The organism is Gottfriedia sp. OAE603 (genome assembly GCF_040543965.1).
GTDB classification, from domain to species: Bacteria; Bacillota; Bacilli; order Bacillales; family Bacillaceae_G; genus Gottfriedia; species Gottfriedia solisilvae.
The window spans coordinates 2,845,466-2,867,040 of record NZ_JBEUNN010000001.1; the positions used below are offsets into that span (position 1 = coordinate 2,845,466).

General features: G+C 32.3%; 24 protein-coding genes. 6 read left to right on the forward strand and 18 right to left on the reverse strand.

Features of this window, described 5'->3' with window-relative positions:
• Positions 1 to 70: 70 nt before the first annotated feature.
• From ABID96_RS14630 to nagZ, 5 genes are all read right to left on the reverse strand, one after another.
• Positions 71 to 235: a MerR family DNA-binding transcriptional regulator gene (locus ABID96_RS14630; protein WP_377896914.1), complete on the reverse strand. Its 165-nt coding sequence runs from the start codon at positions 233 to 235 to the stop codon at positions 71 to 73.
• Between the two features lie 179 nt (positions 236 to 414).
• Positions 415 to 843, reverse strand: coding sequence for a DUF4395 domain-containing protein (locus ABID96_RS14635; RefSeq protein WP_192602667.1), 429 nt, complete (start codon positions 841 to 843; stop codon positions 415 to 417).
• A 145-nt stretch (positions 844 to 988) separates the two neighbouring features.
• On the reverse strand, positions 989 to 1,618 hold the full coding sequence (cdaS, locus tag ABID96_RS14640) for a sporulation-specific diadenylate cyclase CdaS (protein ID WP_192603154.1): 630 nt from the start codon (positions 1,616 to 1,618) through the stop codon (positions 989 to 991).
• A gap of 176 nt (positions 1,619 to 1,794) precedes the next feature.
• Positions 1,795 to 2,067, reverse strand: a complete 273-nt coding sequence (locus tag ABID96_RS14645) for a hypothetical protein (RefSeq protein ID WP_087998835.1) — start codon at positions 2,065 to 2,067, stop codon at positions 1,795 to 1,797.
• Between the two features lie 71 nt (positions 2,068 to 2,138).
• Positions 2,139 to 3,851, reverse strand: coding sequence for a beta-N-acetylhexosaminidase (gene nagZ / locus ABID96_RS14650; RefSeq protein ID WP_192602668.1), 1,713 nt, complete (start codon positions 3,849 to 3,851; stop codon positions 2,139 to 2,141).
• Positions 3,852 to 4,023: 172 nt separating this feature from the next.
• On the opposite strand from nagZ, the gene ABID96_RS14655 reads away from it, so the two are divergent.
• Positions 4,024 to 4,932, forward strand: a complete 909-nt coding sequence (locus ABID96_RS14655; protein WP_377896915.1) for an alpha/beta hydrolase — start codon at positions 4,024 to 4,026, stop codon at positions 4,930 to 4,932.
• A gap of 83 nt (positions 4,933 to 5,015) precedes the next feature.
• Here ABID96_RS14655 and ABID96_RS14660 read toward each other — a convergent pair whose 3' ends face one another.
• Positions 5,016 to 5,213, reverse strand: coding sequence for a hypothetical protein (locus ABID96_RS14660; protein WP_192602669.1), 198 nt, complete (start codon positions 5,211 to 5,213; stop codon positions 5,016 to 5,018).
• Positions 5,214 to 5,406: 193 nt separating this feature from the next.
• On the opposite strand from ABID96_RS14660, the gene ABID96_RS14665 reads away from it, so the two are divergent.
• Entirely contained in the window at positions 5,407 to 6,381 is a 975-nt protein-coding gene (locus ABID96_RS14665; RefSeq protein WP_192602670.1) for a hypothetical protein, read from the forward strand.
• A 22-nt stretch (positions 6,382 to 6,403) separates the two neighbouring features.
• Here ABID96_RS14665 and ABID96_RS14670 read toward each other — a convergent pair whose 3' ends face one another.
• Both ABID96_RS14670 and ABID96_RS14675 read right to left on the reverse strand, forming a co-directional pair.
• On the reverse strand, positions 6,404 to 6,631 hold the full coding sequence (locus ABID96_RS14670) for a hypothetical protein (protein WP_192602671.1): 228 nt from the start codon (positions 6,629 to 6,631) through the stop codon (positions 6,404 to 6,406).
• Positions 6,632 to 6,703: 72 nt separating this feature from the next.
• Entirely contained in the window at positions 6,704 to 7,000 is a 297-nt protein-coding gene (locus ABID96_RS14675) for a DUF4359 domain-containing protein (protein WP_192602672.1), read from the reverse strand.
• 219 nt (positions 7,001 to 7,219) lie between these two features.
• On the opposite strand from ABID96_RS14675, the gene ABID96_RS14680 reads away from it, so the two are divergent.
• Positions 7,220 to 8,014 carry an HAD family hydrolase gene (locus ABID96_RS14680; RefSeq protein ID WP_192602673.1) on the forward strand — a complete coding sequence of 265 codons (795 nt, stop codon included), beginning with the start codon at positions 7,220 to 7,222 and terminating at the stop codon, positions 8,012 to 8,014.
• Between the two features lie 204 nt (positions 8,015 to 8,218).
• On the opposite strand, the gene ABID96_RS14685 is transcribed toward ABID96_RS14680, so the two are convergent.
• From ABID96_RS14685 to ABID96_RS14700, 4 genes are all read right to left on the reverse strand, one after another.
• Entirely contained in the window at positions 8,219 to 8,350 is a 132-nt protein-coding gene (locus tag ABID96_RS14685) for a hypothetical protein (protein ID WP_268876381.1), read from the reverse strand.
• Between the two features lie 131 nt (positions 8,351 to 8,481).
• The gene (locus tag ABID96_RS14690) at positions 8,482 to 8,874 is read right to left on the reverse strand and encodes a hypothetical protein (protein WP_192602674.1); all 393 of its coding nucleotides are present in this window, start codon (positions 8,872 to 8,874) and stop codon (positions 8,482 to 8,484) included.
• Between the two features lie 484 nt (positions 8,875 to 9,358).
• A complete protein-coding gene (locus ABID96_RS14695; RefSeq protein WP_192602676.1) occupies positions 9,359 to 9,919 on the reverse strand; it encodes a GNAT family N-acetyltransferase in 561 nt (186 codons plus the stop codon).
• Positions 9,920 to 10,113: 194 nt separating this feature from the next.
• Positions 10,114 to 10,410: a hypothetical protein gene (locus ABID96_RS14700; RefSeq protein ID WP_192602677.1), complete on the reverse strand. Its 297-nt coding sequence runs from the start codon at positions 10,408 to 10,410 to the stop codon at positions 10,114 to 10,116.
• A 289-nt stretch (positions 10,411 to 10,699) separates the two neighbouring features.
• Between ABID96_RS14700 and ABID96_RS14705 the strand changes: the two genes are divergently transcribed.
• Positions 10,700 to 10,870, forward strand: coding sequence for a hypothetical protein (locus ABID96_RS14705; RefSeq protein WP_192602678.1), 171 nt, complete (start codon positions 10,700 to 10,702; stop codon positions 10,868 to 10,870).
• Positions 10,871 to 11,192: 322 nt separating this feature from the next.
• On the opposite strand, the gene ABID96_RS14710 is transcribed toward ABID96_RS14705, so the two are convergent.
• The 3 genes from ABID96_RS14710 to ABID96_RS14720 form a co-directional block, all read right to left on the reverse strand.
• Positions 11,193 to 11,525, reverse strand: a complete 333-nt coding sequence (locus ABID96_RS14710; protein WP_192602679.1) for a hypothetical protein — start codon at positions 11,523 to 11,525, stop codon at positions 11,193 to 11,195.
• Between the two features lie 167 nt (positions 11,526 to 11,692).
• On the reverse strand, positions 11,693 to 12,670 hold the full coding sequence (locus ABID96_RS14715; RefSeq protein ID WP_192602680.1) for a DUF4309 domain-containing protein: 978 nt from the start codon (positions 12,668 to 12,670) through the stop codon (positions 11,693 to 11,695).
• Between the two features lie 67 nt (positions 12,671 to 12,737).
• A complete protein-coding gene (locus ABID96_RS14720) occupies positions 12,738 to 13,286 on the reverse strand; it encodes a hypothetical protein (RefSeq protein ID WP_192602681.1) in 549 nt (182 codons plus the stop codon).
• A 289-nt stretch (positions 13,287 to 13,575) separates the two neighbouring features.
• On the opposite strand from ABID96_RS14720, the gene ABID96_RS14725 reads away from it, so the two are divergent.
• Together ABID96_RS14725 and ABID96_RS14730 are read left to right on the forward strand one after the other, a co-directional pair.
• Positions 13,576 to 14,070: an ABC transporter permease gene (locus tag ABID96_RS14725; RefSeq protein ID WP_192602682.1), complete on the forward strand. Its 495-nt coding sequence runs from the start codon at positions 13,576 to 13,578 to the stop codon at positions 14,068 to 14,070.
• Between the two features lie 120 nt (positions 14,071 to 14,190).
• The gene (locus ABID96_RS14730; RefSeq protein WP_192602683.1) at positions 14,191 to 14,346 is read left to right on the forward strand and encodes a hypothetical protein; all 156 of its coding nucleotides are present in this window, start codon (positions 14,191 to 14,193) and stop codon (positions 14,344 to 14,346) included.
• 49 nt (positions 14,347 to 14,395) lie between these two features.
• Here the strand turns inward: ABID96_RS14730 and ABID96_RS14735 are convergent, their stop codons facing one another.
• From ABID96_RS14735 to ABID96_RS14745, 3 genes are all read right to left on the reverse strand, one after another.
• Positions 14,396 to 15,394, reverse strand: a complete 999-nt coding sequence (locus ABID96_RS14735) for an LCP family protein (RefSeq protein ID WP_192602684.1) — start codon at positions 15,392 to 15,394, stop codon at positions 14,396 to 14,398.
• A 240-nt stretch (positions 15,395 to 15,634) separates the two neighbouring features.
• Positions 15,635 to 17,134: an Ig-like domain-containing protein gene (locus ABID96_RS14740; RefSeq protein WP_192602685.1), complete on the reverse strand. Its 1,500-nt coding sequence runs from the start codon at positions 17,132 to 17,134 to the stop codon at positions 15,635 to 15,637.
• A 69-nt stretch (positions 17,135 to 17,203) separates the two neighbouring features.
• The gene (locus ABID96_RS14745; protein WP_192602686.1) at positions 17,204 to 21,553 is read right to left on the reverse strand and encodes a S8 family serine peptidase; all 4,350 of its coding nucleotides are present in this window, start codon (positions 21,551 to 21,553) and stop codon (positions 17,204 to 17,206) included.
• Positions 21,554 to 21,575: the final 22 nt, after the last annotated feature.

The window sequence follows — 21,575 nt, forward strand, 5'->3', positions numbered from 1 at the left end:
AGTCTTGCAGCTGGATATTTTTTCTTTTATTAATTAACAACTAAATCATTTCCCAATTGTAAAACCAAACCTACTTAAATTGCTTAATAGCATGGCGAGAAAATAACTTCCCATCGTAGTAGCGATAATTTTTAGGATCAATATAAGCAGGTTCAAGCAACTTCACTTCAGCATAGTACCTCAAAGTTTCTTTACTTAGTCCTGTTATCTCTGCAAAACCACTTATTTTATACATTTTTATCCTCCCACTACATCATAAACTGTGGGGTACACCACACGGACAATATTTATTTCTATTTTTTTAGTATATACCTAAGTTAGATTGATTCAAAAAGTTAATGTAATGGATTGGTATTAAAAAAAACGCATTACAAATAAAAAAAGAGAAATCATAAATGATTCCCCTTTTAAAAATTATTTTAAGCTTCTTCTATATTTGTATTGATTATATTGAAAATGAATAAAGCAACCAACGCAAAACCCGAGTATAGCAACGAATGCAGCTAAGCCAACCATGATCGTAAATACATAAAATAAATTCTTAAAACCTATTAATGCACTAATAAATGCAATGGTTAAACAGCCTACTGCTATAACTTGGTTGAAATTTTGCTGTTGCTGATCTTCTTGGATGTATTCAGAAGGACTTTTTTTCAAGAATGTTTTCGCAATTCTCATGACTGGATTAAATTGAAAGAACAATCCACCTAAGCCACTAATTAAAGGGATTAACAAAAACCAATAAACACCAGTAAATAATGTTAGTAATACAGATAATACAATCGTCCATTGATTTGCACGTACTAATGGTAATGGAATCGAGTCATTTTTTGATTTCGTCATTAAAATCCAACCTTTCATATCGGATTAATTACGTATAATCATAATATGTTTCGAATCGCTTTACAATTAATAAAACTTGAAACTACTTAAAAATTAAAAATGAACACAATTTAAAAGCGATCACTCAATTTGATCGCTTTAATAATCAAGATAAATTCGGTGAACCAGACTGAACAGGATATAAACTCCCATTAAACGCAAAAGAAATCTTCCCAGTTTCTTCAGATACGACCAATACAAGCGCATCACTTTCCTCTGAAATCCCTATTGCTGCGCGATGCCTCGTCCCTAGTTTTTTATTTTCATATGTAATTTTTGATAATGGTAGTACATTTCCAGCGGAGATAATTGTATTTTGTTCAACTAATACCGCTCCATCATGTAAGGGACTACCAGGATAAAAAATTGACTCCAATAGTGCAGATGACAATGTTGCCCCTACTGGTATCCCCGAACTCATTAGATGTTCGAGCGTATCATCTCGCTTTACTACAATTAATCCACCATGTTTTCTCTCTGATAGATGCTGAACTGCAATCGTTAGTTCTTCAAAAATATCTGTATAAGGAGAAAGATATGAATTTAAATAGTAGGAAGAGGCTTCTAATTGTAGTTTATTAAATACACGATGGATATTTTCAAATTCTGTTAAAATACCGCAACCTTTATTTTCTATTTTTCCAATCATACCTTCAATTTTAGAATTAATTTGTGTAAGTGTACTCGTTAAATTTTTTTGTATTTTTGGCGTTAGTAGAGATTCAATTTCTTCCATTTTCAAATCATCAACTCTCTTTCAAACCTAGTTAGCTTATTTTACTTTACCCACCAGAACATGAACATATACCAGTCTTTACCATTTTAAATCATGCAAAAAAACCTCAGAAGACACATGCCTACTGAGGTTTTTATCCCATTTAATAACAATATATATTTTTATCTATTATCTTTTTATTTTAGTAATTCTATTACTTTAATCATCCCAGACGGTGTTATAGCAACATTATTAAAAGAAGGTATTTCATTTTGATCTACATCACTTTTAACCCATATAATACCGTTGATATAACCTTCTTGTTCTAGATCGATTATCGCAGGTGTAACGTATTCAATTGCAACTCCAACTTCATTGTGAATCCCTTTTTCAAAATTCGGCTCTTTTTCTTGAAGTTCTTTGAAGATTGCAAGTAACATCATCTCTGCATCAGAAATCATCGTAGTCATAAAAAACACCACCTTTCTCATTATCATTTATCATTTATTCGACAAAAAGATGGTATTTTCCTTTTTTTTCCTCAAGGTTCAAGATGATATTTTTTTAATACGCTATTTGTTTTATCAATCAATTCATCCGTACTATAGTTTGGTACTGATTTATTGTCAATTTTGTACTTTTGTTTTAATAAAATGATCCGCTTAACACTTTGGTTTATACGTTCCTCTGATATCGAGCCATTATTTACAGCTGTTTGAATTGCTTTAAATACTGCTTTTACTTTATTCGTATCATGAGCAACCATAATGATGTCGCTTCCAGCTTGAATAGATTTTACAGATGCATTAGCTAAATTGAAATGTTTCCCAATTGCATCCATCGTCATATCATCTGTCATGACGACCCCATTAAATTGCATATCATTTCTTAAAATATTGGTGATTACTTTTTTAGACATTGAAGAAGGATTGTTCGAATCAATTTTTGGCAATAAAATATGAGCAATCATCACAACATCGGCATTTTGCTTTATCGCGTTTTTAAAAGGAACCAATTCAAAGTCTTTTAAATTATCATATGATTTATAAACGATCGGTAATGTTAAATGTGAATCAACACCTGTATCACCATGACCTGGAAAATGTTTGATAACAGGTATGATATTATCTGACTGAATTCCTTTCATTGTTTGAATTCCAAGTTCACTCACAATTGAAGCACTATTACCAAATGATCGATGACCAATGACTGGGTTGTTCGGATTACTATTAATATCCAGAACTGGTGCAAAATCAAGGTTAAAACCAAACGTTTTCACTTGTTTCCCTAAGATTTGACCAATTGCAAATGACAATTCAGGATTGTTTCGCTTCCCTATTTCTGCACTTGAGGGAATCTTTCCAATATTAGCTGGCAGTCGAGAAATCCTTCCACCTTCTTGATCTACTCCAAATAAAATCGGCAGAGGATTCGATTCGTTGGCCTTCTTTAAAGAGTTTATTAATTTTACAGTTTGCTGTTTACTTTTTATGTTGTCACTATAAAGAATAAATCCACCAATTTTATTTTGCTGTACTAAGTTTTTCAGTTCTTCTGTATAATTTGTTCCATAAATTCCTGAAAAAATCATTTGTCCAATTTTTTCATTTAAGCTCATGTTTTTAATCTGCTCATCAATATTAATAGATAAGAAATCTGATGGTATGACTTCGTTCGTATTGTTCATAATTGATACAGATATATGATGAACTGACGGATTTGGTATCTCATCGCTTGGTCGTGGTAAGATAAACTTTAATTCATAATTATGAGCTAATTTATAACCAAGAATAATTTGATCAACTTCTTGATCTTTATAATATTTAATTGTAGTCGGATTCTGTAATAACTCAATAATCGAATCATAGTGAATTTCATGCAGATTTGGTTTATAGGATCTCGCCTCAAAGACAAATCCATCTTGATCATAGCCTACAGCGATTGCTCGATCTTTAAAAGTTAAATACGTTCCTTTTTCAACCTCATCTTTTTGACTGATCGTTCCAAATCTTCCAATTACTTCGTTTATATCCGTTTTACCTACAAAAATACTTGCTTCGGATATCTTACCTTGTTGAGCATTTGAAACAATTAATGCTAATAATTCTTGTTCATCTAACGATTCGCTTTCATCTTCAACTTCTTGTTCAGTTTGAAATGAAGGCTGACTTTGTTTTAAAGGATGTTCTTCTTTTGCATCACCTTTCACATAAAACACGCTAACCCCACATATTAGGATAATGCCAATCATCATCCAGAGTGCTCTTTTAATTGCTAACTCCTCCTAAAATATTCTTATATGTCAATCTATGTATAACTTTTTTAGAAATTGATTTTTGTTAATCATTTTTAATAATGTGTATTGGGCACCTTTCAATCTAATTATGCATAACATGGGAAAGATTAACAAGGAGGGACCCTTTTTAATGACTACAAAAGAACAAAATGATGTAATGTATCAACATAACTATTATTTTAGACATATGAATCCTAATCAATCAACTCCATATTCTTATCAACCTTATCATTTCAATAACGAATATTACACAAATACAACTCAAAATGGATTAATAGATCACAATGACTTATATTTTCGTCAACATATCCTAACATTTGTATTAATTCATGGCTCTTGGGCTGACCCTACTTTTTGGAATGGAATCGCTGGAGAATTACGTAAAATGGGGCATATCGTCCATACACCTCAGTTACCAGGTCATGGTACAGATAAAAACAAAAATGTAACCCACGAAATGATTACTCAGTCTGTTGTTGAATATATTACAACACAAAATCTAAAAAACATTATTTTAGTTGGCCACAGTTTTGGTGGTAGCGTTATCCAAAAAGTAGCTGAACAGCTTCCAGATCGAATTAAGCGATTAGTTTTTTGGAACGCTTTTATTTTAAAAGATGGCGAAAGCATGGCAGATCAATTTCCACCACAAGGACAACAGTTCATACTAGGACTTGCACAGCAGTCCCCTGACCATTCAATTAAACTACCTTTTTCTTATTTTAGGGAAGTTTTCGTTAACTTAGCAGACCTGCAAACAGCAAGGCAGATCTATAACTCTACTACCCCAGAACCATCAGCACCACTGACTGAAAAGCTAGATTTAAAAGCATTTTATCAGTTAACAATTCCTAGAAGCTTTATCAACTTACTTGAAGATACAGCTATACCAGCTGGAGAAGCTTATGGATGGTATCCACATATGGCTAGTAGATTAGGTATTTTCCGTTTCATTCAAGGACATGGAGATCATATGACTACTGCAAAATTACAACCGAGAAAAGTCGCTCATTTAATCGTTAATGCAGGTAGGGATTAATGGATCGTAAATCTTTTAAACTCCCTAAAAAACGCCCAGAAAATAATTTCTGAGCGTTTTTTTGCATAGATTCCATCTGTAAATTACCGATTGATATCAATTGAATGAAGCAATAAGAATGCGAAAACAATGATCATGATTATTTTTGAGGCTTTTAATATGGTTTTACTTGAATGCGTTTTATTAAGTAAGTAAAAAAATCCTACTACCCAAATACCACTTTGAAAAAATGTCATGATAATATTTCTAATCATATTTATTGTAAAATGGTAATCTCCCATATTCATACCTCCTTTTTCTCAATCCCCTGCTCTATTCATATTTACCATCGATACTTTTATTCCTGTAACTTTTGAATCATTTTTGTAAAACAAATTTAATTATTATTTAATTTTCCTAATTTATATTTAATATTTTAAAAACTTATAATATACTAATATAGGGAAAAATACATTACATACAGAGGAGACCAAAATGACAAACTTTAAGAAAATCACATCATTCGTTACTGCAACAACAATAACAGCAGGAATTCTTTTAGGTTCAGTCCCAACAGCAGCATCTGCAAAAACTACATCAAAAACGACTCAAGCGCAAACAGCATTTAAAAATCAGATTAGCGCATACAACAAAACTTTAAACAACTATAAAAGAGATATTAAAGAAAATGATGAGTACATTTATGAACTTTACATGGATCTACAAAGATACAGTAAAGATTTTACAAAGTATGGATATACAGGTAAAGATGAACTAACGAAAAAGATTACAAGTTTCAGAGCAAAACTTGATAAAACTCGTAAAGATAACTCAGCTGTAGACATGAAGAAAGTTTCTGCTACATTTAATGCTTACCTTAAAAAAGGTGATACGAAAAATGCTAAAGCATATTACGTAAAACAAAAAGCAAAATTACTTGCAATCTTAGTTTACCAAGATGATTTAATGTATGACATTGAAGATTATGCTTATGAAATTGAAGACCAAATCTTTACAGAAAACGAAATTTACATTCATAATCAGCTACCAACTGAATTTGAAAACTATGATGCTGAAATGGCAAAAATAATGAAAAGTTCAATTGAATTAATGACAATCGAACAAGAAGTTCAATCTCATGCTTATAAAGTCCTTAATATGGATTACCCTTTATACAAGCAAATTCAAACTGACATAGAAGCAATTGCTGAAAAATACATTAACGAAGATTCTATTGAAGACTTAATGGATTTTATGGGAAGTGACGACTTATATACAGCAATCGAAAAAAGAGATGTATTAAAAGTTAAAGTTGCTATTATCAAAACGACAAATGATGCTAAGTTATTTAATGACTTAATTGTAAAAATCAAAACAGAAATTGATGATTACAAAACGAATCTGCCAGTTAAATTTGCAGATAAAGTGAAAGAACAACCTGCAGAAACAACAGAAACACCTGCTAACTAATTAAGATAAGAGGAGTAATTTATTACTCTTCTTTTTTTGTGAATATAAAATAAAAACAGTCCTTTGTTTGAAAGTCATCTCTTCCAAAGGACTGTTTTTTATGCTTCACTTGCTGTAATTTATCTTTTTTGGTCTTCGTCTTACGTGTATTTAAATCTAACATTGCAAATGGACTTCTACTGAATTCTGGGTTTCTGTTACCTTCTCTTGCTAATTTTTCTCTAAACTTCCTAGCTTTTGATTTACTCATTTTAGCACCTCTTTTGTATTTTCTCCTTCTATTATATACTTAGCTTTGTAATTTTCCACTCACTAAAAGTAACTATTTCACATCTTTTTTCGAAATCGGAATAAATCGATCAAATACACCAATAACCTTAATCTCTTGATCCAATACTTTTACCTCATAAAGTGAAAAAAAGACATAGTCATGCTTTTTCGTAACGGAACTAATTAATTTATCCCCTACTAGTTCAATTCCAAATTTAAGATATTTATTATTTGATTGTTCCACTAGTTTATCTTTCGCCCATAAAACAAATTGATGTTTTGACGGGTTTGTTTTTGCTGAGACAATTAAAACGATTGCTAAAATGATGATGAATATATATTTTTTCATTTTGAACCTACCTATTATTTTATTTCTATTCTTCATATATTAAAGTATTTGGCTCATTAGTCCAAATTTTTTCAGGGTTTTTTAAACATTAAAACAACGAATGGTTATATATAAACCACTCACATATTCTATAGTTTCACTTTCCCTATTTACTAAACTCCTTTTTCCTTGTACCATTATGAATAATTTAAAATATTCAAACATAAAAGGAGATTTCCGATGATTAAAGGAATTATTTTTGATTTGGATGATACATTACTTTGGGATCAGAAAAGTGTGAAGGTCGCTTTTGAAAATACTTGTAAACTTGTTGAAATGAAATATGGGATTCAACCTGAAGTGTTTGAAGAGGCTGTCCGAAATGCTGCTAGAGAACTATATGCATCGTATGATACGTATGAGTTTACTCAGTTAATTGGAATAAATCCTTTTGAAGGTCTTTGGGGTAATTTTTTGGAGGAACACGCTGATTTTCCTAAAATGCGTGCAAACTCATCATCTTATCGCAAAAATGCATGGACACTAGGATTAAAAGCATTTGGAATTGATGACCCTGAATTTGGCCATGTTTTAGCTGAAACATTCCCGGAAGAACGAAAAGGAAATCCGTATGTTTATGAAGAAACGTTCCAAGTGTTAGATTCGTTAAAAGGTAAATATCAATTATTACTTTTGACAAATGGCTCACCTGATTTACAAAATACAAAGCTTTCCATTACACCAGAAATAAAACAATACTTTGATCAAATTCTAATCTCAGGTGATTTTGGAAAGGGTAAACCGGACCCATCTATTTTTGAACATGCCTTATCATTAATGAACTTATCAAAGGATGAAGCATTGATGGTTGGTGATAATTTAATGACAGACATACTTGGATCTAATCGAATCGGAATGAAAAATGTTTGGATTAATCGTCATCATAAAGAGAGAAATGAAGTTATACCTACATATGAAATTACACATTTAGAAGAGCTATTTGGCATCATTGATACTTTAAACTTAGAAAAATAGAATTAAAAACAAAAAGTACTTTCTTAGTAGAAAGTACTTTTTGTTTGTAGACAAATTATAAAAACTAAGAGATTCCAGAATGATTGAAAACGCTTGTCATTCGAGGCGCAAAGTCGGGTGAGGAGCGGAGTTACCTTTGACGGTAATGAGCACCGCAAGCAGGCGAAGCAACGAAGAAAGCGAGCGATTGTCAACAGTCTGGCATTATTCCTCTAACCATTTAAGTATCTCATCAATTCCTATTGCATCTTCAATTACTGGTAATTCATTTTTAAAATGTAAATCAACATCGTTTTTGTTCACTTCATCAAACTCGTTTGGGTCATTAACGTGCATTGATTACACCTCTTTTAAATGATTATTTATTGTAATTTTTGTATTATTAACAAGGTTGGCAAGAATGATACATTTTACTTTAAATAGTTTTTCAAAAACATGTTTTTATCCTCTAAATTTTCTTAACGGACCTATTCATTAACAATATCAATAAAATTTAAATATCCATTCATGTAAGTTGAATAGCCTTGTTCAAATAATAATAGATCTCTGTCATCTACAGATTGCTCCATATAAGGAATACTTATTAGCATCGTGTTTATATGATAGGCTGGTTCTTCTTTATACAACTTTTCTAAATCACTTAAATCTTCGTTTAATGTTTTAAGTACTTTAGCAAGATGAACTTTTTTCATTTCAGTTTCTGCATCAAGTGTTTTATCTCGACGATGTTTCTGATACAGGTTTTCAAGAATTTCAGTGTTTTTCATAATGCGATTCGTCAATTTTTCGGCTTTATTTTCTGTTACACAGCCTGTACTAAAAATGCACAATGCTAAAAATATAAATAATACTTTTTTCAAGATATCTCCTCCGTGCTTGTTCTTTCGATGTAATCATATTTTGACACGGTTGAAGTATTTAATGCAATCATTTTTTAAATTTTTAGATAATTATTACTAAGCTTTTACAAAATGTTAACTAGTCTAATATTGATCTGTTAAAGAAGTATGTTGAATTCCACTCCAGGATGCTCGCTTTCCATGGGGCTGGCGCTGAGCCTCCCTCGATAAAGGTAGGCATGCTAAAAAACCACGACGTCCTGTCGTAACGCATGCATGACCCACATCCTGTGGGCCTCCTGTGGGGTCTCAGCTGTCCAGCATTTCCCATAGGAGTCGAGCATCCTTCCGTTCCATTCAACTTCTTTATTTATCTGTAAAAAAACTTAATCTTTAAGAAAAAATTAGTGCCTGGGAAATAATTTCTCGCATCTTATCCTTCGTTAAATGATACCGTTGTTTTTAAAGGATTGTTTTTTCGGCAAAAATAATAAAAATGTTGAACTTATTTACTATGATTCAATGCAATAAATTCTTCCTCTAACAACGCCACACAAACATGGTCACACCATTCGTCTCCAACTTTTAAGTTTTTTCTGAGGTACCCTTCTTTCACAAAGCCTAGCTTTTCGAGTACTCGTAAGGATGCTTTGTTTTCTGGATTTACTTCTGAGGTTACTCGGTGAAATTTCAATTCTTGGAAAGCAATTTTTAATGCAATTTCCAAGGCTTTTGTCATATATCCATGACCGTTAAATTTTTCTCCTATTTGATAGCCTACCATGCAGCTTTGTTTAGGGCCTCGTTCTACAAAGACGAACTGAACTTCTCCAATCAATGTATGTGAGGAATTATCTTTTAGAAAAATAGCGAAATCATACCTTTTATCCTCTGAACTATTTTTTATATATTCTTTTATGCAATCTATTTGTCCTTGTAGTGTGAAAAAATCTTCTTTTCTTTTGACCGGAGACCATTTTTGGAAATGTTCTTTATTTTCTTGGTGTAGATGAAGTTTTTCTTCTGCATCTTCATAAGTATAGGGACGAACAATTAGTTGTGCCATTATAACTCCTGTTCTTTTTTGTTCTATATACAAGTTCTTTTTTATTTGTTGATTATCCTTTTCTTGGGTCTTTTCAATTCATAAAAAAACTCAGCCGTTATTCAACTGTAAAATACAGGTGAACAACGGCTGAATAGTCTTTTTTTGATGTCTATTTATTTACATCGTTCCGTCCAAAAAGTAGCGTTCATTAATTAAAAATAGTTCATTAAGAATGTGATTGAAATAATCAAACTATGAGGAATGATTGATATATATAGTTGTTCTTTTTTGTTTCTCGCTTTAAATAAAAAACCGATACAATCCTCAATTACTCTAAATATAACTAAAAAAATGAAACATAAGAGCATGGCTACGGCTAGATTAGGTTCAAATAATTTTGTCATAATTGCTGATGTTAGAATGACCGAAACAACTAGTAAAATAAAATATAAATCACCTTTGTCTCTATTTTTATTGATCCACCTAAAAAATACTCTTGTAGTATCCATAATTTCTCCTCATAAAATATAGATTAATGATTTTTACATACTTTTGAAATCTGTTAAAAACATTATATCTCATTTTTAATTAAAAATGAATATCATTCTCAATTAAATCTTTTTACAAACTTTGCTATTTCTATTTCAAATGCATCGGTCTTTTGCTCTTCAGAACTATGTTATGAGAATTATATATCTAACTTTATAAAAACATTTCTCTAAAACAATTACTCATTAATCATTCCAATAAAACATAGATGGACTAATTCTGAATAGATTGTATAAAGGAGTGATTAAGATGACCTTACTTCGTTTATTAAAAGGGTTCCTTATTATCATCATTCTGGTATTTCTCTTTATACAAATCTTTATCCATCGACCTTTAGTTCAATCAATCAAATCCAATCAACAGAAGTCTCTTATTCTATCTAGTGAAGAATACTATATTATTCAAAAATGGTTAAAATAAATCATCTACTTTAGAAACCTAGAATTAATAATCTAGGTTTTTTTCTAATTCACACTTATGATTAATAGTTCGCTAGATAAAAATTATTCAGCAAATCTAAAGTCCTTTTGTAATCACTATTATTAGTTGAATGTTACCTCACGAAATAATATTCAGATTTTTACAAATACTTAACGTTAGTATATTATAATTGAAATCATTTGTATGTACTTTTTAAATTATCTTGTCTTTAAATTTAATTAAAGTTCTTACTTTACTATTAGCTTTACTAGAATAAGAACTTATCTTTTATATATATTCCTTTACACAAATAATTGAATGTTTAAGCATTCCCATAATAATTAGCTTTATAGATGAATCCCTTTTTTCGAACAATATAATTAGTAAAATACGATTCTGTTGCACCACCTTTAGGTGCTTTTGTTAAAGAGTAACATTTTGCTTGTTCTTTCTTTAAATACTCCTCGTCCATTTTATTATGTTCTTGATCATCGATGATTTCTGTTTGAAATGCCAATATCGGATGCCCATTTAAAAAAACATGTGTTCTTACTGCTAACTTAGGAGTAGAATGTAAAACAATAAATAAAATAATAGGAATAATGATAACAGGACTAAACATTAATAATATTTCAGACCACTTTGTTTGCCTCATTTGCATACCTCACATTTACTAAAATTTTCCATTTATTTGTAATTCTATAAGGTAATCAAAAACCCTTTTATTAAGTATCTCATTGCATTTCTACAGAAAAAAAAGAGTTGCATAGCAACTCCTTTAAACTCTTATACACACTTTTTTTATTTCCAGCAATAGATTAACTAGTCAAGAGAATAGAAGCCTAGGTCTGGATTACCTGGTACATCTCCCCCAAAGTAAAAATGAATTTTATAGTTTCCAAATTTATATGTTAAAAATCTACTTTCATCATTTTCTTCTTTAAAAGGTTTTCCTAGTGTATTTTTCAACGTAATATATGAAATTTTTTTTAAGTTTGGATCAGTAACTAGCATCCCTTTGATTAACTGATTCTTTTGATCAACATCTAATGAAACATCTTTATAAATGAGATTAGAACCACCTGAGTCAATTTGATTGGGTTCTCCTAATTTTTGAGTAATCTCCTTAACAGGCGTCCCTACTGGGTATGTAAAATTTAATACCTTCCCTTGTTTTGCTAATTTCGCAATTTTTTTCAGAGTGTTTATTTGTTTTGTAGAATCCTTGGGTATAATGATATACCTATTCGTATTGTAAAACTCACCATCATGTAAAAACTGAAACATAAGTTGGTACTCCCCTACTTTATATAAGGAGTAGTCCGAGTATTCATGTTCAGGTTTCCCATAATATTTAGTAAGAATAGATTTTGATAATTTGTTCAGTCTTTTGTCAACTGTTGTCATACTATTTATTTTTCTCATCGAATTCACTTCAAATTTAACGGCTTTTTTTTCATAAATGAAACTACGCATATCTTCTGGATACATTCCATTAACAAGCAGATCCATAAGAAAAGGAGTGTTTCCATTATCACTTGGATCAGTATCAGCAGCTCCCCATTGCTTTTTTACAGAAGAATATGAATCTCCTATTTTAAATGGACTGTTAATCATTTTGCCTTTCCCAGCATCATTTGTGATCTGATCTAATAACCTTTTTTGTGTAGGTTCAATTTGAGAAACCGCTATCAAGTGTTTTATTTTTGGAATAAAAATAGGGGATAATGCTGCAAGTAAAACAAGTGCAGACATAATCGTTGCAAATAGTATTTTGTTCTTGGATGTAAAGTTTCTCATGTTAATAAACTCCTTGAATTTTAAATGTTATCTTTTTCTAAAATACTTATAGTAACAATTTATTACACTATTCCTTTGTTATAATCTGTTTGCCATTACCATTAAAAAATTGATATTGAAACTCGTAGCTATTATCGATAGATTTTGGTAAATGATCTATTTCTAATAATAAAGCTGAAGGTTTTCCGACTTTCATTTCTTCCTCGACTTGTTTTATTCCATTTACTGATAAATTCAATTTAGCAATTTGATTAAGATTATTCGTAATGACTAGTATTCTATCTAAAGATACATCCACAGTAAAAGTCGAGAGTGATTCATTAGATCTAAATTCTTTATATGTGACTTCATAGTTTCCAAATTCATTTTTAATAAAATGAATATATGCAGGATTGTTATTATACAAAAAAGCTACTAATCGATCATTCTTTGAATCAATAATTTTTATGATTTCAATTGAATCTTTCTTATTGTACCAATCAACAGATTGGATAACTTTTTCTATATTTTCCTTATTATTTCCATTTACTATAAAACTAGATTTCAAGAATAGGAACCATATATAGTACAGTAATATTAAACTAAATAGCACCCTATATTTTTTGAACTTTGGCATAATACTTCTCCTTTAAAATGTTATCTAATGGTGTGTATTCTTGTTTTTTAAAGAAGAAATCTTAAAAAACGATCATCCTATCATTCACACGACTCCTAAAGGAGACTTGAGCCCTTATAATTAAATTTATCATATCATAGACTATGAAACTAAATTGACATAACTAACAATAAAAGAATAAAAAATTATAGTGTATGTAAAAATTAAACCAATAATCATAGACAAGCATACAATCCCATCAATCTTGCCCTAATATAATATAGAAGTTTATATAAGGGATGTGAACAGTTTGCCACCTAAACCGCCGAAAAAACCTAATGATTCAAATGAAGAGAATATGAATATTGCTTCAGCCTTTAGAGCTGTCAATAATGCAAATCAAACCGTACCTGAAAACACTTTTGTAAAAGTAAACTATCAAGTTAAACAGTTTGATTTAGCAAATGAGTATAATCCAATTACATCAACATTTAGACCAAATAATAATGGTGTATATTTAGTTTCTGCAACGATTTCTTTTGCTCCTAATAATGCAAATGTTAATTATAGAGTCCGCATTGAAATTCGCGTGAATGGAAGACCTGCGATCGCTATTGACAACGATTTCTTTGGTCCAATAAACTTTGGAAATGTTGCTAATGTCTCAACGATCCTAAATCTTAGAGCAAAGGATCAGGTTGAAATTTTTGCTCAAAGTAGTACTGCTGGTATTATTGCAGTAAATGCAGATGGTCAAGCTAGTACTCATTTTGAAGCTGCGAGATTTCCATCTCCAACTAAATAAGCATTAAATTTTAAAAAGGACGATTAGCATAGCAAACTATGTTAATCGTCCTTTCACTTATTCTTTAATTATGATAAATCATAATAACAAGCATACAATAACAAAAGGAGGTATTTCACTATGATTTGGAGCATCATTTTTTTTATTGGAATATTTGTCATCATCTTCATAATTGGGATAATTGGCAGGCCTTCTCGTGAACTTTCAGAACAGCAATTACAGGAATTAGAACGTATTAAATCTAACGGTTTTCCACCTGGTGATGGTTCATCATAAGCACTACTACAAACAATAAAAAAGTCTTCAAAGTTGAAGACTTTTTCTTTTACTCAGCTGATTCTGTTATTTTTCCAACTGTATCGGCAGTGATCCCTAAGTGATTTTTAAATTTTGTTGATATATCATCTACACTTGATTGATCTGCAACATAGTACCAGATCCCATTAATTAATTCATTTTTACCAGTATAACTTAACGGTTCAATATGTGCTGTTATATCATCCGGTAGGCTGCGATATAGTTTGATCGCGTCACCAATACCCATATTCGTACGAATGTTTTTGCTGAATTCTTTTGCATATGTATCTGTTTTTAATAGTGATTTTGGAGATTTTAGTTCATTTAAAATGGCAGCCAACACTTGTCTTTGACGCTCTTGTCGCCCAAAGTCATTATTTATGTCACGTTTTCTCATTCGAGAATATGCTAAAGCTTCTTGACCATTTAAATGCTGCATTCCCTTTGTAAAATAGACCTTTTCTCTAGGAACAGAATCGGTATGCTCCCAGAAATCAAATGGTACATCTACTGTTACCCCACCAACTTCGTCAACTATGTTTTTAAATCCATCGAAATTGACAGTTACATAATAGTCAATTGGCACATGTAAGAAATTCTCAATCGTCTGTACCGTTGTTTGTATGCCACCTCTTGCATAAGCACCATTTATTTTAGAGGTAACATTAAAGTTTACAATATCAACATATGTATCCCTTGGGACGCTTAACGTTTTCAGTGTTTGATCTTTTGGATTATAAGTCGCTAGTATAATGGCATCCGTTCTTCCATTAACTCCCTTTGTTACATAATCCTCCAGTCCTAAAAACAATATTGAAATTGGTTCTTCTTGAACATCGACCTCAACTTTTTCCGGTCTAATGATTGACTTAATTTCTTCACCTTGTGTTATTTTATTTAGTTCTGTATACGTAACATATCCCTTATATCCAACAACCGCTAAGAGTATCATGCAAATTGATAGAATAAAAAATAGCACTTTTCTATATTTTTTCTTCTTTTTTATGTTCTTTCTCGATATTTCCATCTCACTCTGTTCTCCCTTAAAGTTCTTACTTTCGTATTAAATACTACATATTACAAGAAAATCCTTTAATTTGAGAATATGTATCCTGATATAAGACCTATAAAGAAATATATATTATAGATATTCCTCCTTATATATCGACTGATTGAGCAAGTTTCTTGAATTTCAAATATAAAATTCCTATTCGTACATATACTTTAAATAAAAAAGCTTGTGGACTATTACGTCCACAAGCTTTTTTTACTTACTCACTTTAATAGATTTCGTTTTCCCTACATTTCCAGCTTTATCTTTTACGTAAACAACAAGTGTTGTTCCCGCTTTTTGGTTATTAATTTTAACTGTGTAACTACCTTTACTGTTTACAACAGCACTACCGATTACTTTTTTACCTACTTTAACGTAAACAGTTGCACCTGCTTCAGCTTTACCAGTCACAGTTTTTGATGATGCTTTAACTTTAATGACCGTTGGTGCACCTGGTGCTGTTTTATCAAGTACTTTCACTTTCGTTACAGTACTAACATTACCATCTTTGTCTTTTGAAGTGATGAACAAGATCGTATTTGCTTTTTGAGCAGGAATTGAAATTTTAAAGTTTCCATTTTTATCTGCAGTACCCGTTTTGATCACTTTTGTACCTGCTTTAATTGTAATGATTGATCCAGCTTCTGCTTTACCAGTGATGACTTTGTCATAATCTTTTAAAGCTGATACTGTTGGTGCTTTCGGAGCTGTTTTGTCTGCTACAACAATTGCGACTTCTTTACTAGCTTCACCTTTTGAATCTGTTGCTTTCACATATAAAACAGTTCCTTCTTTTATTTTCTTTGAAAGTTTAATAGAAAAAGCTCCACTTGCATCAGCTGTCGTTGTAGCATTGAATTCTTTCTTATCCGTCACTGATACAGTAGTACCAGCTTTTGCTTTTCCTGAAATAACTGTACTTTCAGATGTAACTGCATCCACCTTTGGTGCTTCCAAGCCTGTTGCTGGTGGCTCTGGATCAGTTGGCGGTACAACTGGACCTGGAGGTGGTGTACCTGGATCTGTTGGAGTCGTTGGAGCAGCTTTTACAACGAATGTTTTCGAATCAATTGCACTCATACCAACAATTGAAGCTGTTACTGTATAAGTTCCTGGTGAAGCATTTGCAGGAATCGTAAATGATTTTGTAAATACTCCTCCAGGGCTTGTTACATTTGTTGGAGGTAAAATTACTGAACTACCCTTTTCAACTTTAATGCTAACCGTTTTGTTTGCAGGTTTATTATCAACTAACACATTACCATCTATACGAACCAAACCATTTGGTGAATATTCAGGTTTATCAAATCCTATAGTCACAGATCCTGTTTGAGTTACCCCACCAGAAATTGTGATTGTATTTGTTTTAAAATCTCCTCCTGCTGTTAATCGAAGAGTGTATGTACCGTTTACAATATTTGTTCCTAGTTTAATATTTGTTGAGATTGCACCGTTTGTTCCAATTTCGCTATCATTCCATTGCTTAACTTCTACTACTTGTCCACTTGGGTTTAACAATTGTAATAATGGATTTGTTCCTTTACCTGCTTGTCCATCTTTTAAAACATTACCTGTTACAGCAATTGTTGAACTTGCTGAATAAGCTGCCTTATCTGTTTGAAAATCCACAGTTACTGTTGATGCAAATACTGGTATTACTATTCCAATTGTTAAGATAAAAGTTGTTAGAATCATTAATAATTTATTCTTCAAAGTATTCACTCCCTGCATAATTAGTAGGAAGTTAGGGAGGCATGGAACACCTCCCACTTCTCTACTTACTTAATTCACTGTAAATGTTTGTTGACTACTGCTTTCTGTTAATGGGTTATTTTTTTGATCCCATACAAATACTTCAACTTTATAAGATCCTTTTTCAAATTCATCTAGTGCAAGATCCACTCCAAATCTATTCATTGATCCGTTCTTTAATGTATTCAGATCAACTTGTTTGAAGTAAACGACTGTTCCATCAGCATCTTTTACTTGAACGAATACTGTAGGACTTACTGCATTTTGTCCTAAGTTCTTCAAGTTACCTTTAACACTTACAGTATCACTTGTAGTGAAGGTAGATGTTTTGTTTCCAGCTCCATCGATTGTAGAAACGCTATTTACAGTGATTGGGAAGTTCACTACTGTAAATGTTTGAGATTTTGATAGAGTACCATCTTCAGAAGTTAACACTAATGTGTAAGAACCATTTTGTGCTAATGCATCTGGAGTGAATGAAGATTTGTAAGTCTTGCCTTCTGCTCCTTCAAGCGCAATTTCTTTTCCATTTGGATCTACTACTTTTGCATTCCATTTAATTGAAGTAGAAGCTTCTGCAGTAAATTCATATGGACGGTTTGCACTTACATCTTGAGTTGGTGATGCTGAGAAGTTCGTAACAAATGAAGCAGGTGCAGCTTCACCTTTATAGATGCAAATTGTTTTTGTCACTACATGACCAGTTAAGTCTGTAGCTGTGAACTCAAAGTTATTTTCACCTGGCTCTAAATGTAATGTTACTTTTTGTTCTTTAGTAAGAGCTCTTCTTTCAAATGGCTCATCAAATACTGTTTTGAATTCTTCGCTTCCATTTACTTGTAAACGAAGTTCATCAAAATTATCTGCTACTGTAACTGTTACTTCAGGATCTTGTCCGTCAGCTGCTACGACGTTATTTTCAGGAACTCCAGTTACATCAACTGTTGGGCCTTCAGTATCAACAATAATTTGACGTCTGAATTCAATATGGTTACCAACTGAATCTTCACCTTCAAAGTAAATCTCATGAACGCCATCTTCAGTAAATGGTATTTGTGTAGCAAACTCATATTCTTTTAATGTTGAGTTATATTCAAGATCTAAGTCGATTTCTCCACCTTCAATCTTGTCGCCTTTCACTTTTAGGTACTCAACAGCAGAACCATCACTTACATAACCAGATAATGGAACTTCACGAGTATCATAGTATCCTAGAGCTTCTGGAGAGTCAGTAATGATATATGGAATTGTATTATCCCATTTACCAGTTAATGATTGACCACCAGTGTTATATCCATAGTCGTAAGCAATTACTTCGATTGTAGAACCGTCGTTTACTTTACCAATCTTCACTTTAAAGTTTGTTTTTCCTGTCGGGTTCACTTCACCTAATTTTTTGCCATCTACATAAATTTCAAGTAATTGTAGTCCGCTACCAGAAGAAGTATCACTAGCTGTAAATGTTAAGTATCCAGTATTACTGCTATAAGCTGCATTTGAAACTGTTGGTGCCGTTGTATCAACACGAACTGGTATTTTTACAACTTGAGGAGTTTCACCAGCTAAGTCTACTTGTGTTTTTACTTGATAATAGTAAAGACCATCAGCCGTTTTCTTGTTATTAATTAAACCATCCCACTGTGTAATCTTTTTATAAGAGTAAAGTGAAGCTGCTCCTGCAGAAGAAACAAGATAGTTTTTACGCTGTTCTCCATCTGTTGTAATTTTTCTTAAAGTTGTACCAGCTTGATTCACAATGCTGTATTCAACTGATTTACTATTACGTAAGAATGAAAGAACTGGTGTGATCGCTTCATTCAATCCATCACCATTTGGTGAAATTGTGATTAAATTCTTGTCATAACCTTTAAATTTATTGAAACCTAAGTACTCACCGTACTCATCAACCATACCAGAATATCCGTAGAATGAATCTGCATCATAAATCATTCCATCTAATACCGGAGGCTTGTTCCAATCACCTTTAAAGCCTACAAATGGTACAGAAATTGCTGGGAAAGGATTTTCTTGTGAGTCGTTTGTTAATTTAATGAAGCCTTCTACAAAATAACCGTTTTCCATTAATGCTTCTAAAGCAGCTTTTGCATTTGTTAAGTCAACTTTCACTGTAATATCAGCTGATTCCCCCGCTAAAAGAGTGATTTTAGGTGTAGCAACAGTTACTTTTGCATCAGAAATGACTTTTTCCTTTAGTTGATTATAGCCATTTGCAATTGCATCAGTTAACACTGAAGCATCAACATTATACGTTACATCCTGATTACTGAAGTTAGTAGCTGTTAATGTCATTGTGAAGGAATCGTTATTAATTTCTTTTAATTCAACCTTACCTTCATTTGTTCCTTTATTTACAACGTAAATTGGTGTAGAGATTGCTGAATGTAGTTGCATTAATCCAGCACCTTGGCGACGAGGAGAATAGTAGATATTATTGTTGTCTGGATCAGTTACAGGTTTAGCTGTATTCATTAGAAGAAGTTTTGCGCGTTTTACTTTTTCCGCACCTGTTAGAGTTGGGAATAATTGTTGAACTCGTTGTAACACAAGAGCTGAACCACCTGCAACGTGTGGAGCTGCCATTGACGTACCACTCATAACACCATATTTATTGTTATTAAGAGTAGAATAAATTTGTCCACCCGGTGCAGTAAGTTCTGGTTTAATTCCTAAATCAGGCGTTAATCCCCATGAAGTAAACGTAGACATTCTACCAGCTGCAGTATTTGCAACTTGCATTGGTTTATCAGGGAAGTTTACTTTAGCAGTACCACCATTAGCGATAATTTTTCCTTGTAACAGATTACCGTCACTTTGACTTAAAGAAACTAATGGTATTTTTGGGCTTAATAAAGCCATACTTACATAGTCACCGTGAGCAGGGTTTCCTCGAACGATTACGCCTGATGCTCCAGCAGCTTCAGCTTGCTGTTGAATTTGACCGTAATTCGGAGCCGATGCAGATCTTACTGCAAATACAACTTTACCTTTTACATCTTTACCTTGGTATTGAGCTGCACTTCCGTCACCAACATACACGACATCTAGATCATTTGTTTTGCCAAACACTTCAACAAAATCCGGAGAATCCTGAGTTTTGTATGCAATTGGAATTGATTCATTACCAAACTTCATCGTTAATTGTTTTAACGTAATCTTACTATTTTCTAAAGAAGCAACCGAAATTGAGTTTGTTGATAAACCAGGTGAACCAACTAGTCCAATATCAGGGTTCGATGCGTATGGTTTATCAACACCACTACCAAAGTTTGCACTATTCCCTGCAGAAATGGACATAACAACACCACTATTTACTGCACGGTCAATCGCTTTTTGCTCTGAATTATTTGAATCTACGAAACCTGCAGTTGATCCTAAACTCATATTCAGAACATCAGCACCTAATTTAATCGCATCGTCAATGGCTTTTATGTAAATATCCCCGAAAGTTGAAGGCATAGCAGGGTCATTACCGAATACTTTAAGTGCTAATAATTGCGCTTCAGGAGCTACCCCTTTGATTCCATCTCCTGACTCATCACCGTTTGCACCAACTGTACCAGCAACGTGCATACCGTGCATTGATGCATCTGGTCCTAGGTCTTTCACTTCACTATTTTTATCAGCGTAGTTATAACCATATGGGACTTTGCTTGTATAAAACTTACCTTTTAATCCTTCTTTTGCGACAACTGCATCCACTGACTCTTTCGTTAGTTTAGGACTAGTATTTGTCAGTTTCATATCCTTGTGTGTATAGTCGATACCAGTATCGATAACCCCTACAACCATTCCACGTCCATCAAATCCAGCATTCCACGTTTGAATTGTTTCAACGAGGTCTTTACTAGAAATCATCTGAGGTTTTTCTGTTGGTCTTTGATATTGATTTACAAGACTTACAGATTCAACGTTTGGTAGTTTTTCAAGTTCATCAATTTCTCCAAACTTTACTTCACCACTAATACCGTTCATTACTGTCGTTACCTTGTTTTCAACATCAAAATCAATGTCTTCTACCTTTACATCAGATAAAAATTCATTTTGTTCGCCTTGTACTGCTGATTGTAATTGTTCTTTTTGCGATGCAGGAAGATCCTTATATCTTTTTCCTTGTTTTGTAGGTAAAACGATAGCTGGATCACCTTCTAATTCAACGATAACACGTACTTTATCGTTATCATCGAAGTTTTGACCCAAATCGATTTTTTGCTGCGGAACCGCTTTAGGCTCTTCAAAATTTGAGGTATCCCCATCTGACTCTGCATGAACAGAAGTAAGTCCCATACTAACATTAGATAATGTTAATAATGTCGCAACTCCTACTGCCATACTTCTTTGATATTTCTTTCTCTTTTTCACTTGCTTCTCCCCTTTGAATTAT